Source organism: Clostridium tertium (assembly GCF_902652255.1).
Classification (GTDB): domain Bacteria; phylum Bacillota; class Clostridia; order Clostridiales; family Clostridiaceae; genus Clostridium; species Clostridium tertium_A.
On record NZ_CACRTO010000005.1, the window covers coordinates 324,518 to 338,406 of the forward strand.

General features: G+C 26.5%; 12 protein-coding genes and 1 riboswitch. Of the genes, 6 read left to right on the forward strand and 6 right to left on the reverse strand.

Annotation, left to right across the window (positions count from 1 at the left end):
- Positions 1–10 precede the first annotated feature (10 nt).
- Complete coding sequence (locus GPX08_RS01500) at positions 11–1,204, reverse strand: hypothetical protein (protein ID WP_156624681.1); 1,194 nt, start codon at positions 1,202–1,204, stop codon at positions 11–13.
- A 183-nt stretch (positions 1,205–1,387) separates the two neighbouring features.
- Here GPX08_RS01500 and GPX08_RS01505 point away from each other — a divergent pair, with 183 nt between their 5' ends.
- Positions 1,388–2,722 carry an MATE family efflux transporter gene (locus GPX08_RS01505; RefSeq protein WP_156624683.1) on the forward strand — a complete coding sequence of 445 codons (1,335 nt, stop codon included), beginning with the start codon at positions 1,388–1,390 and terminating at the stop codon, positions 2,720–2,722.
- Between the two features lie 134 nt (positions 2,723–2,856).
- Here GPX08_RS01505 and GPX08_RS01510 read toward each other — a convergent pair whose 3' ends face one another.
- Entirely contained in the window at positions 2,857–3,420 is a 564-nt protein-coding gene (locus GPX08_RS01510; RefSeq protein ID WP_156624684.1) for a methyltransferase domain-containing protein, read from the reverse strand.
- A 179-nt stretch (positions 3,421–3,599) separates the two neighbouring features.
- Positions 3,600–3,701: riboswitch (TPP riboswitch) on the forward strand.
- Between the two features lie 58 nt (positions 3,702–3,759).
- On the opposite strand from GPX08_RS01510, the gene thiT reads away from it, so the two are divergent.
- Positions 3,760–4,404: an energy-coupled thiamine transporter ThiT gene (gene thiT / locus GPX08_RS01515; protein ID WP_156624686.1), complete on the forward strand. Its 645-nt coding sequence runs from the start codon at positions 3,760–3,762 to the stop codon at positions 4,402–4,404.
- 60 nt (positions 4,405–4,464) lie between these two features.
- Here thiT and pulA read toward each other — a convergent pair whose 3' ends face one another.
- Positions 4,465–7,308: a type I pullulanase gene (gene pulA / locus GPX08_RS01520; protein ID WP_156624688.1), complete on the reverse strand. Its 2,844-nt coding sequence runs from the start codon at positions 7,306–7,308 to the stop codon at positions 4,465–4,467.
- 235 nt (positions 7,309–7,543) lie between these two features.
- On the opposite strand from pulA, the gene GPX08_RS01525 reads away from it, so the two are divergent.
- A complete protein-coding gene (locus GPX08_RS01525) occupies positions 7,544–8,719 on the forward strand; it encodes a sodium:proton antiporter (RefSeq protein ID WP_156624690.1) in 1,176 nt (391 codons plus the stop codon).
- Between the two features lie 102 nt (positions 8,720–8,821).
- Here the strand turns inward: GPX08_RS01525 and GPX08_RS01530 are convergent, their stop codons facing one another.
- A complete protein-coding gene (locus GPX08_RS01530; protein ID WP_156624692.1) occupies positions 8,822–9,829 on the reverse strand; it encodes a UPF0104 family protein in 1,008 nt (335 codons plus the stop codon).
- Positions 9,830–10,096: 267 nt separating this feature from the next.
- Entirely contained in the window at positions 10,097–10,501 is a 405-nt protein-coding gene (locus GPX08_RS01535) for a hypothetical protein (RefSeq protein WP_156624695.1), read from the reverse strand.
- Between the two features lie 115 nt (positions 10,502–10,616).
- On the opposite strand from GPX08_RS01535, the gene GPX08_RS01540 reads away from it, so the two are divergent.
- Positions 10,617–11,615, forward strand: a complete 999-nt coding sequence (locus GPX08_RS01540; RefSeq protein ID WP_156624696.1) for a hypothetical protein — start codon at positions 10,617–10,619, stop codon at positions 11,613–11,615.
- A gap of 64 nt (positions 11,616–11,679) precedes the next feature.
- Here GPX08_RS01540 and GPX08_RS01545 read toward each other — a convergent pair whose 3' ends face one another.
- Complete coding sequence (locus GPX08_RS01545; RefSeq protein WP_156624698.1) at positions 11,680–12,843, reverse strand: hypothetical protein; 1,164 nt, start codon at positions 12,841–12,843, stop codon at positions 11,680–11,682.
- A 201-nt stretch (positions 12,844–13,044) separates the two neighbouring features.
- Here GPX08_RS01545 and GPX08_RS01550 point away from each other — a divergent pair, with 201 nt between their 5' ends.
- A complete protein-coding gene (locus tag GPX08_RS01550; RefSeq protein WP_156624700.1) occupies positions 13,045–13,662 on the forward strand; it encodes a hypothetical protein in 618 nt (205 codons plus the stop codon).
- Between the two features lie 10 nt (positions 13,663–13,672).
- The gene (locus GPX08_RS01555) at positions 13,673–13,852 is read left to right on the forward strand and encodes a hypothetical protein (RefSeq protein ID WP_156624702.1); all 180 of its coding nucleotides are present in this window, start codon (positions 13,673–13,675) and stop codon (positions 13,850–13,852) included.
- Positions 13,853–13,889 lie beyond the last annotated feature (37 nt).

Sequence of the window (13,889 nt, forward strand, 5' to 3'; positions counted from 1 at the left end):
AAATAAGTACTTACCTTTCTTGTATTTCTAATATAGAGTATTTTATATCTTCTTTTATTAAAGGTTTTTCAGGATTCTTTATGCTTTCTTCTGATATTTTAATCCTGGTTAAGAAAACTTTATTGCCTTCTTCATTAGCTTCTGAATAAAAATACTTGTATCCATCATCATTATCTAATTTATATATTAAATTAATATTACCATCTTCAGATACTTCACCTAAATATTTCTCATCTTTATAATATATACAATAAAATTTAGTATTTTCTAAACTATCTAATATTATTTTTTCTTTATCAAAATAAATAACTTCCTCAGTTTCAATATCATATACTGCATTAAAGTAATCCATATATTCTTTAGATTCAGTATTTTTAACTTTAATAAGCAATTTATTATTAGATAATTTACTTAGTAGAAAAGTCTCTCTATTGTATAAATTTACTTTTTCAATATCTATAGTTTTATATTCTTCGAAGATTATATTGTTTTCATCAAACTTAAGCTTATACATTTTACCAATTTCATCTATAGCTATAATTGAATTCAAGTTATCATCATAGTAAAAATTTTTTATTTTTTTCTCATTATTATTCACATAATATTTTTCATTCTTCAAATCTATTATAATAAAATCTCTAGTGTCGCTAATATTACCATCATCCATAGATATATATTGAAAAATATAATAATTATCATTAATTTTACTACCACCTGTAGCAATACTCTTCAATTTATTTTCTATTTTGTTTTTATTAATTTCAAAATCTTTAAGTTCAAATTTTGTTTTATCTATTACATCCATATAATAGTATTTCCTATCATTCAATTTATTTGAATCTATCATATATATTCCTTGCTTTCGAAAACCATGATTCTCCTTTATAAAGTCTATTTCGTTATCTGTAAATTTGTCATTTTCAACTTTTTTTATATTTCCTTCAATGTCTATATAATATGGAATTGCAAACTTATCAGAGTCAGCTTCTTTATTAGGAGACATTGTACCATATACTGTATCTACATCATAAAATAAGGGTGTAAATAAATGCTCCTTATCAGTATTTTCTATATTCCTTTCTGTAATTGTGTATTTCTCTGAAATATTATTCTTTGTGTTTTCATCTAGAATCTTTGTTTCACTACAACCGATTAAAATTGTAGATATTAATAACCCTCCAATTAATGAAATATGTTTTTTCACTGAAAAACCTCCCCTTATACTTTTAATTATATAATAAATGGAAGTTTTTAAAAACTATTGTAAGTTGTTACATAATTATTAACTACTATTCTAATTTTGAAATAAAGTTGATAATTAAATTTTCCAGTGGTATCATTTATAAGGAAAATCTTTAAAAAATAATTAATAAAGAGGGGGGATAATTTGACTAAAGATATGACTACGGGAAGTCCCGTTAAATTAATTATTACTTTTTCAATTCCTTTACTTATAGGAAATATCTTCCAACAATTTTATAGCATGGTTGATACAATTATTGTAGGTAGATTTCTTGGTGTTGATGCTTTAGCTGCAGTTGGTTCTACTGGTGCCATGGCCTTTTTAGTTAATGGTTTTGTTATTGGTGTTACTAGTGGATTTGCTGTGTTAGTTTCTCAAAGATTTGGTGCAAATGATGAAGAAGGAGTAAAAAAATCCTTTGCAAGTTCCTTAATACTATCTGCTATTATGACTGTTTTAGTTACTGTAGTTAGTATGTGGTCTGCTAAGCCTTTACTAGAACTTATGAATACTCCTGACAATATTATGAATGATGCCTTATCTTACATAATTATAATCTATGCTGGAAACATAGCAATTATTTTTTATAACATGCTAGCAAGTATTTTAAGAGCTCTTGGAGATAGTAAAACACCTTTATACTTCTTAATAGTTGCCTCAATTCTAAATATAATATTAGATATTGTATTTATAGTTAACTTTAATATGGGTGTTGCTGGTGCAGCTTATGCAACCATAGTGTCTCAATCAGTTTCTGCAATTCTTTGTGCAATATACATAGTAAAGAAGTTCCCTATATTAAAACTTAAGAAAAAGCACTGGAAAATAAGAAAGAACTATATGCAAAAGCAATTAAGAATAGGTGTACCTATGGCTCTTCAATTTTCCATAACTGCTGCAGGTGCAATGGTACTTCAAGGTGCTTTAAATAATTTTGGTTCAAAGATTATAGCTTCTTATACAGCTGCTTCTAAAGTTCAGCAATTAGTAATGCAACCAGCTGTTACTTTTGGTGTTGCAATGGCTACTTATTCTGGACAAAACTTAGGCGCTGGAAGAATTGATCGTATAAAAGAAGGAGTTAAAAAGTGCTCCATTATTAGTATTGTAGTAAGTATTATATCAACTATTGTTGTAGTTTCATTTGGTGGCGCTTTTACAAAGCTATTTATGAGCGGCAATGATTTAGAAGTTATTTCATACTCAAAACATTACTTAAATACTGTATCAATATTTTACATACCGCTAGGACTAATTTTTATTTATAGAAATACTCTCCAAGGCATTGGGGAAAGCTTTATTCCTATGATGGCAGGTGTAGCTGAAATGGTGGCTAGAACTATTGTTGCTTTTACTTTACCATTACTTATAGGATTTACAGGAATTGCCCTAGCAGATCCAGCTGCCTGGATAGCTGCGTGTGTACCTCTTATGATAACTTATCACAAGAGAATAGATAAAATTATTAAGAATGTATAATGAAGATTTATTGATGTAACTCCCTTAGGAATTGCTAAAACTATAAAATAAAAAAGCTCCTAGCTAAACTTGATCCTGCCAAATTTATCTAGGAGTTTTGTCTTAATTCAACATTATGAATTCTAAATTGTAAACTACTTACCTAGTATTATTCCATACATATTTACACCAACATTTATTTCTTCTACCTTTGTAAATCCAGCTTCTTTACATGAACTAATTAAGTCTTTACTATCTATTCTATGTGTGACTGGTGGTCCAAAAGGAGTTTGCCTTTTATGAAACTCAACAATAAATGCTTTTCCATCTTCTTTAATTACTCTTTTAATTTCTTTAAGCATCTCTTTTTGATCATTTACTTCATGTAGAACTGTTACCATAATTGCTAGGTCAGCTTTCTCAGAAGCAATAGGTAAAGTGTCTCCAACAACCTTAGTTGGAATTAAATTTGAAAGTGATAATTCTTTCTTTTTCTCTTCTAAGTATTCTAACATATCATCTGATATATCTAATGCGTAAACACTATTACTACTAATTTTTGCTGCTACAGTTGAAAATAAACCTGTCCCAGCCCCAATATCGCATAGAAGCATTCCATCTTTAAATCCTAGCTTTTCTAATGTTTCTTTTGGACTAAGTTCTTTTATTCTATCTTCACTTTCTAATTTTGATTTCATCTTTTCAACAAATAAACTCATCTATAATCTTCCTTTCTTAGAAATTACTCTTAATATCATTATACTTATTATTTTATATTAGTCTATCTAAATATTCAAATTATTAAATATAAAGGTCAAAGTTTAGTATTGAATTATATTCCATTAATAATAATTATTGACTTCTACTGTGAATTATTGTAAAATATATATAAATTAATATTACGTGCTAGGGGTGCCTTATGGCTGAGAGATGATTAATCATTAACCCTCTTTACCTGATCTGGATAATACCAGCGTAGGAAAGTCACTTGTATGTTGTTAACGATATTTGTATTGGTTATAATGTACCTCCTAGCAAAATTTAGGAGGTATTTTTTTATGACTAATATTTTTAATACTATAAAAGAAGGATTTATTGAAATATTTAAAAATCCTTTATCTATTACTGCATTGCTTGGACTAATGATTATAATTATAGCCTTAATTAGATTCAAGAAGATAAAGCTTGATTCAAAAACTATGGCAAGAATTGGACTAGCTTTAGCATTAGCTACTATACTTGATTTTATTAAAGTTATAGACTTACCTAATGGTATAGGCAGCATCAATTTAGGAAGTGTTGTTCCAATAATAGTTATTGCTCTATTTTACGGTCCAGAAATCGGAATGCTTACAGGATTGCTATTTGGCCTTATAAATCTTATTATTAGTCCATATATAGTTCATCCTATACAAGTCCTATTTGACTATCCTCTTCCATATATGGCAGTCGGATTAGCTGGATATTTTAAAGATAAAAAGCTACTTGGTGCCTCTATTGGAATGTTCTTTAAGTTTATTTTTCACTTTATTTCTGGGGTTTTATTTTTCGGACAATTTGCACCTGATGGTTGGTCTCCTGTTTTTTACTCCTTCGTTGCTAATGGTGCTTATGTAGGTAGTAATTTAATAATAGTTTTCGTATTACTTATTATATTACCTATTGATACAATATTTAAGAAATCATTAAGTATTTCACGATAAATTAATATAAATAAGAGCTGAGAAGAATCTATAAAAGAGTTTTTTCACAGCTCTTATTATTTAATAATAAAAGACTAATATTGAATATGATTTTAACTTTGGTAGATTACCATTACTAACACTATCAATTATATTTAATCCTGACTTTTTATAATTTGTAATTATATGAAAGACTCCTTCTTTAGAAGGCTCTATAAACTTATTTATGTCATAATCATCTATTGAAGTAGCATTAAATATAATATAGAACCTATTTACATGTTTTTTATTTATTTTAATATTGCTTAGTTGATATTTTAAAACTCCTACTCTTTCATCTCCATTAAGGAAAGAAATATCTACGTTATTTAATTCCTTAGTATTTTCCTCTCTTATTTCAACTATGCCTTTTCTTATTAGAATTAACCCCTTAATATAATCAAATACCTCTATAAACCTAACTTTATCTGGCCATTTTAATTCATTGATATAATCTGAACTCTTGTAGCTATTACTATCTCCTTGCTTAGTTCTTAATATCTCTGACCCACCATGAATGAATGGAATCCCCTTTGAAAACAAAACAATTGCTAATGCTAGAATATTTCTTCTTACGTTTAAATTGTCAAATACATCTATTTCTTTTATATTTCTACACTGAAAATTATTTAGATTTAAACTCTTTTCTATTTGATCCCATAATGTATAATTATCATGGGAATCTACATAATTTATACTTTCAGTAGATTTACTTGTTAATGTATAAATTGAACCTTTCATTCCTTCAATAATACTCCAAGCATTTTTAGGATCATGTGCTTTTCCAGTAACAAATCCCAATGATGGATCATTATTTCCTCTTATAAAATCTCTAAAAGTATCATTAAATACGGAAAATCCTTCATTTTTTTGCATTCCTTTATAGACTCCATTATTGAATAATGTATTTCCACCTATCCATGGTTCACCATAAATTATTATATTTTCATTTACTGATTCTGTATATTGCACTATCTCTCTTATTGTATCTTTATCTATTAAACCCATAAGATCAAATCTAAAGCCATCTATATTATATTTCTCTACCCAAAATCTTATTGAATCATTTATAAACTTTCTTACTATTGGCTTTTCTGATGCTAGTTCGTTACCACAACCAGAACCATTAGTAAGTTTTCCTTTATAATCACTTCTAAAATAATATCCTGGCACAATATTATCTAAATTTTTAGTGTCATACATATGATTATAAACTACATCCATTATTATTCTTAAATTATTTTTATGAAGTGTTTTTATCATATATCTAAGCTCTATAATTCTTGTTATAGGATTATAAGGATTACTTGAATAACTTCCCTCTGGTACATTGTAATTTCTAGGATCATATCCCCAATTCCTATATACATCTTCATACTCTTTTCTCTCATCTACTGAATCAAAATCAAATATAGGCAAAATATGAATATGGGTTACCCCTAGTTCCTTAATATGATCTATTCCTGTCTTTACGATAAGACTATTTTTCTTATAACGAGTTCCTACTTCTGCTAATCCTAAATATTTACCTTTAACTTCTTCATTCATTCCTGAATATTTATTTATAGTAAGATCTCTTAGATGTAGTTCATATATTAGTATATCTTCCATTCTTTTTAATACTGGTCTTATATCATTATCCCATCCGTAGGGCTTAGTTTCACAAGAATTAATATCTATTAAATATCCTCTGTCACCATTAACAGAAACAGCATTAGCATATGGATCTACTGCATATGTTATTTTTGAATACTCTTTTCCTTCCTTATTTATATCTTTAAAATATAACCTATATAAATAGTATTTTTTATATGATAAAACCTTTTTTATGTTAGTATAATAACTGCCATACTCCTCTTCTCTTTTCATATTCAATACTGTGGTAGCTTCTTTTTCATACCAATTATCATAGAGACATAATTCAACTTTATAAGCAGTTGGAGCCCATAATCTTATATTTATTTCTTCTTTTAAGAAAATAGCTCCTAAATCTAAATTAGATATTTCATACTTGTTTAAAATATCCCTAAATAAAACTTTTGATGAGGAATAATACTTGTCTGCTCTCACTTCTAATAAATCATAAAATGTGTAGTCTATATCTAAGTCATAAAACCTAATCTCTTTATCAATTTTATTAACTGTGTATTTTACACTACTAATTTCAATATTATTTTTATATAGGCTAAATTCTATGTTGTCTAATAGTTCTTTAGATAGATAAGCCCTTATTTCATTTGAATTATCCATAATAGCTATTTCTATCTTTGGATTAACAAATGTAATTACTTCTTCTAAATTATCTATAAGTTTATTAACTCCATAAACTATATAATAACTTTTATACTTCCTTGGAATTTTAAAAGTTGGGGTTTGTTCTATCCAATTATTCTCTACTCCATTAGAAGTCCATTTAAGTCTAGCTATAATATTTTCTTCCTTAACTTCTGAATAATAACCAAATTCATCCTTATTAACTAAATCTATATTATAAGAATTCTTATTTTCTGAAAACACCCAAAAATCCCATGCATAATCTTTTCCCTTATAATTACTATCAGACTTTATGAAATGGATAATTGGCTCTTTTAATTCTCTATAAATTATAGGAAATATTCTTTCCCCCTTATCACCAGTTCTTCTATCTATACAAGATACTCTAATACTATTAATATCCCTAATCTTATTACTTACCTTTAAAATATTATCTTCTAGAACTATCTCATTCCCTATATAATCAATATTCCATATTACATCTACAACTTCCAGGACATCAAAAGATAGTCTTTTCACTGCAACTAACTCAATTAAATGCTCTAAATATATTTCATTTATACTTGACTTTATTTCAAAATCACTTGAATTACTATATTCTAATTTTTTCATATTAAAACCATCCAAAAGTTTATTATTATATTATATGTTCAAACTTAATTCTTGACTCTTTCCAATTACACTAGTCTTATTTTTTTATTGATTTATTTAAATTAATATGATATTATCTATTTTATTAGGGAATGAAGTTCTCCCTTGACTTATATCTAAACCGCTTATTAAGCTAATGACTTCTGCATTTTGCAGAATCATTAGCTTTTTTTAATATAAACTTTAGGAGGTATTTATGTTAACTAGTATTGCACTTATTATTTTAATGGGACTTTCATTAGCATATATTTTTAATAAACTAAAGCTTCCAAGATTAGTTGGAATGATCTTAACTGGTATAATCTTAGGTCCCTATATGCTTAACGTATTAGATCCTACTATATTAAGCATATCTTCAGAACTTAGGCAAATAGCTCTTGTAATTATTTTAACTAGAGCTGGATTAGCCTTAGATATAAAAGACTTAAAGAAGGTTGGAAGGCCTGCAATTTTAATGTGTTTTATACCAGCTTTATTTGAAATTTTAGGATTTATTATATTAGGTCCAAAACTTTTAGACCTTAGCATCTTAGACTCTGCAATCCTAGGTACTGTCATTGCTGCTGTCTCTCCAGCAATAATCGTTCCTAGGATGATCAATCTTATAGATGAAGGCTATGGAACTAAAAAGTCTATTCCTCAATTAATATTAGCTGGTGCTTCTGTAGATGATATTTTTGTAATTGTATTATTTACATCCTTAACTAGTCTCGCAACATCAGAATCAAGCTTTTCACCAAGTGTATTACTTCAAATACCTATATCTATCATTCTTGGTATTTTAATTGGTGTAATCACTGGCCTGATATTAATTAAGTTATTTAAAACAATTCACACTAGGGACTCTAATAAATTACTGATTATACTTAGTATTAGCTTTCTATTTTTAACTTTAGAAAATTCATTAAAGGGATATATCAAAGTATCTGGACTTCTTGCCGTTATGAGCTTAGGAGCAACTATCTATAAATCTTATAATGATTTATCTATAAGATTATCTTCTAAATACTCTAAACTTTGGGCTGGTGCAGAAATATTTCTTTTTGTATTAGTTGGAGCTACAGTGAATATTAAATATGCTTTAAATTTAGGATTGATTTCTGTAATTATAATTATTTTGTCCTTACTATTTAGAGTAACTGGAGTTTATTTATCATTAGTCAAAACTAACCTAACTAACAAAGAGAAACTATTTACTTCATTCTCTTATTTGCCTAAAGCCACAGTCCAAGCTGCTATTGGAGCTTTACCATTATCCATGGGATTAGCTTCTGGCGAGACAATCCTTACTGTTGCTGTAGTCTCTATACTAATAACTGCTCCATTAGGTGCATTATTAATAGATAATACCTATAGAAAATTGCTTAAATAGAATTAGAAATCTAATATTTTAATGTTTTTAGAGCATACTACTTATGAATAAACCATTATTAAATCATATAATTCCCTAAATAATAGTAAAAAAGAAAGGCATTTAATTTTGCCTTTCTTTTTTATTTATAATATCTTTTATTATTAAATTCAATTTACTTCCTGCCTTTTTAAAACAAAAAGAAATTGCTTCCATATATCCTTTATTAACTTTTAGCTTTACTTCATTGATTATTAAAAATATACCTACAGTTAATGGTATTATGTAGTAACTTATTCTATATAAAAGTAATGCTAATAAAACTTCCTCTTTATTAATTCCTAAATTAGTTAGTCCAATTATAAAGGAAAGGTCAAATCCACCTAATCCTCCAGGCATCATACTTACAATTCCTATCGCTGTTGACACAACGTAGATTGGAAATACTTTAGTTAAGGTTATATTTGCTCCTAATATTTTTAAAATACTAAAAAGTAAAAACGCCATGGTTGTCCATTCTATGATTGAAAGCGACATTATTTTTATTGTTTTTAGGTAATTCTTATCCTTATTATTTCTAAATCTAAGTAAATTATAAATTAATAAAATAGGTGTATATAATCCTGCTATTAATATTCCTATATTAACTGGTTTATAAAAATTTATATTATTGCTATAAAAAACTAAATAAAGCAAACAAAGTGTTGAAAAGCCCGTAAAATTTAGTAATACTACTTTAGATACTTCTTTAACTAGCGTAGTTTTATCTTTTATATATGGTGAGTATAAATAGCTCTTTAAAGCAATTGCTGCTGTTCCACCAAAACCTACTATGCTGGAAATAGAACTAGCTATCCAAGAAGATTTATATAATTTTTTATTATCTAACTTTATTTCACAAGTTTCTTTAATAACAAAGTCATATAAAGAAAGAGGTAAATAAGCAAATATACCAAGTATAGTAATATAGCTTAAGGTTATTATAGTTAACTTTTCTCTATACCCATAAAATATTTTCAAATCAAAATCATGAAATAGCTTTCTAAATTGAACGACTAAAATTAAACTAACTACACAAATAAATAATAACTTAAATATTGATTTATGTTTTTCCTCTACTTTGATTAACATTAATTTCTCCCCACTAAAAAAATAAACTCTAAATGTTTAACTTAATAAGTATACATCAAATATAACAAAATTTCAAAATAATCATTCTTCCCCTTCATAGGCTAAAGATATCATACTTTTCTATTTTTGTAAACATTTCCTTTATTTTTAGTAACACTTACTAATTTATCCCATATACTTATTAATATCTATTAGCTTTAATGCTAATCCATATAAATTCATCTCCTTCATTAATTATAGGTGGGCAAATTTGCCCACCCTTCTTTTTTATATTTTAATTTCTATCTTCTTAAATGCTACTTCTTTACTTACTGTCGATGAATCTATATCAATTTTTATTTTAAAAATATTAGGGCACTTTTCCTTTCGCCATATCTTCATAAATTTTGAAGTTGCTTCAAAACTTGCATAATACTTTTCTTCAAAGAAATCATAAAATTCTAGAAACTCTATTTTACTTTTACCATCTACGCTTAGATTCCCTCTTCCTACATTGTTTAAAATAGGAACTAAGTATCTTAATGGTACTTCATAATTAAATCTACCTGAAATTTTCTTACCATCCATTAATGCTCTTTTTAAAAATGGATATTTTTTTTCATCAGTTTCTTTAATATTTAACTTAAATATTGGATTGTTATTTTTATCTTTCTCTATTTTAACTTTAATCATTTGTTTCACCCTTGATAAAACTTTATTACATTAATAATACTTCAAGAAAAATTATCACTTTTACCACTAAAATTATATATTGTTTATTAAGAATACTTATATGGATGGTTTAACTTTGGATTATCTTCTTATTATATTAAAAATATTTATATTAGAATATCTAATTATACTAACTCATGAATTAATTCATATTATTACTGCATTAATTCTAAAACTAAAACCTACTTATGTTTATATTATTCCTTTTGTTATTTATTTTGAAGAATCAAAGCTTAAAATTAAATTTAAACTTTTACGTGAAGATCCTGTAACTAGTCGAACTCACTATAAGTCTATTGATATCTCTTCAAAGCTTAATTACAATATTTTATTGAAAAAATTAAGATACTATAATTTTGTAGGCCCATTATTTGACTTTATTATTTTTATCATACTGCTATCTTTTGGTCTATTAAATATAAAACATTCTTACTTAGCATTATTATCTTTAATTCATTTAACTATTTCTTCAGTTAACTTCTTTAATAGTGATGGGAAATTCGCAATTGGATCAAAAGAAGACTCTAGATGCGCCTTTGATCTAATACGGAGCTTCACACTATGTGGTAATGGCAAGGTTTCTGAAAGCAGCAAGAGAATATTAACAGATATTCATATGGAAATTTCAGAAAATATTGTAATTGAAGAATTCGATGTTAATGACCTCTGGAATTTTCTAAACAATATTAGCTTTTTTACTAATTCCTTATTAAGTTATCTAAACGGAGACTTATTAAGAATTCATAATAAATCTTTTGATTTTTTCGAAAGACTAATAAAGGATTTTAAAAATATAAAATTATACGATTATAGACAAGAAGAAAAAACGTCTATAGCTATCCTCTACTATTTAATCTACAAAAAAATATTAGATAGAAAATTTGATATAAAAGCTATTGATATACCTAACCTTAAATTTCTTAATCCTTATTATGAAGAACTCTTTAATCTTTTCTTTAATGAAAGTAACAATTTAGAATTTTTATCTAACAATAAAAATTTACCGTCCTATGCTTCATATTGTAATGGATATAGTAAATTATTAAAAAACTTACTAAAATATTATTCCAACTAAAGGGGCTGCCCCAGGGCAACCCCAATTATTAATTAAAACTTTATTTGTGTAAGAATATCTTTTCTTATAACTTACTTCTAGTTTCCTTAACCCAAGCTACTGCACCTTCAATATTATCCCATGCTTCCTTTGACTTCTCATAATATCTAATAGCTATATCTTCCTTACTATTTCCTTTGATATCACTTATATCCTTTGGTAATCTACTTAACTTTATTACATAGTTAATAACATTGTCATTATAGGAATTTGCTATTCTTAGTGATCTTTCAGCATCTTCTAATTTTTTAGATTTAAATAAATGTAATGCTTTGGAGAATCTCATATCTATTAAATGATCAGACGAATATTTTAATAATAACTCTTCTACTTCTTTATCAAGATTCTCAATGATTAGCCAATTTATAAGAGTTCCTCTTACTAGTAATTCATCTCTTTCATCTATGCTTAATATTAGTTTAGCCTCGTTAATTGCTTCACTTCTTTGATTGTTATTCCATAGTATCTTAGCAATTTCATACTTTACTTTTATATAAGATTTAACTATATCTAGGTTTAAATCTTTCTCTTGTAAATTATTGATATTACCTAGTCCAATAACTTCCTCTGAAAGACATTCTGCCTTTTTTAACAAATTAATTTTTTCATTATTAGATAATGAATTATTATTAGATAATATTATATAGGCTTCTGTACATTTATCACTTTTTCTTAAAGCTTCCTTGGCTATCTTTACTTTCTTATTGTAGTTTTTTTCTTTTAAAGCTCTTTTAACAATTTTATTAGCTTCCTTTAACTCTTCATCCACTTCAATAATTAAATTGTTAACTTCCTTTATCTTCTCTTCTTTTATAGTCTCTTTATTAATATTGCTTATTAACCATTTATCCTCTTCCGTGTTAATATAGCTTCTTATTTCTTTTGATTTTGAAAGACCTGTACTGCTACTAACATTAAATAATTTATAAAAGTCTTGCGCCTTTATTTTTATATCAGATTTACTGTTAAATAGATTATTTTTTTGTGCAATAGCATGTACTACACCACAAGCCCATGAATTTGCCTTTCCCTTATTTAAAACTTCTATTTCTGCTTCAAATAATTCTTTACATAAGTTTTCTGCAAGAAACAAATATTCTTCATTTAAATTATCTTTACATACCTCTTTTATAATATTTACTATCTCTAGATATCTTTCATTATTTGCTAATTCAATTGTTTTTTGCATTACTTCTATAAACTCCTTTTTATTATAACTCTTAGCTTATCATTCTCCTTTAAGCCGATGTTTTATATTATATTCTATTTACATAATTTTTTCAAATACTTGTTCATTGTAGTTATACCTGTTAAATTGTAACAGTTTATTATTTATGATATAATTTATGTATTAAAATATTATTTTTATTTTGAAATGGAGGTTTTAACTATGAAAAAGAAAATTATTGCAACAGTCCTTTCATTATCTTTACCTTTTTTATTACTAGCTTGTACTTCTGACAATGATAAAGAAAATTTAACTAATAAACCTAATATTGAAGATCAAACTGATAATGATACTAACGAAGAAATAAATAACGAAGAAACAAATAATAAAGAAACAAATAAAAAGGATGAAGTAATAACAGAAGATGCAAATATCTATTACTATGATGTTGTTACAGATAGAATAGTTTACATAAATAAAACTATAACTATTAAGGATAAAGCTGTAGGTACTGCTTTAGTTAATGAACTTAAAACATCTCCTGGTAATGATATATCTCCTGCTATTGCAGATGAAATAAATTTAAAGTCTGCTACTTTAGATAAGGAAAATGATATTATTACTTTAGATTTTTCTTCTAATTTTGTAAGTGCTCAAAATTTAGGCGGTGGATCTGAATCTCAAACTTTATCTGCAATTTGCAATACCTTTGGTGACTATTACGATGTCAATAATGTAATTATCACAATTGAAGGCAAGCCCTATTCTTCTGGACATATTTTAATGAAAGAAGGAGAACCATTTAAAGTTAACCTAGAAAATATAACTGAGCTTAAATAAGGAGGCTAAAATGCTATATGATGAAAGTAAATGCCCTAACTGTGGAAACAATAACAAGGGTGATATAGTTTATAAATGCACACACTGCTATGATATTTATTGTGAAGAATGTGCTGCAGATGGACCTATTGATACTACATGTCCTCATTGCGGAGACTTATCTGCTGAAAGACTATATGATATAAAATAAATTAAAAAGGTGCTTTAAAGCTTGTACAAAAGTTTTA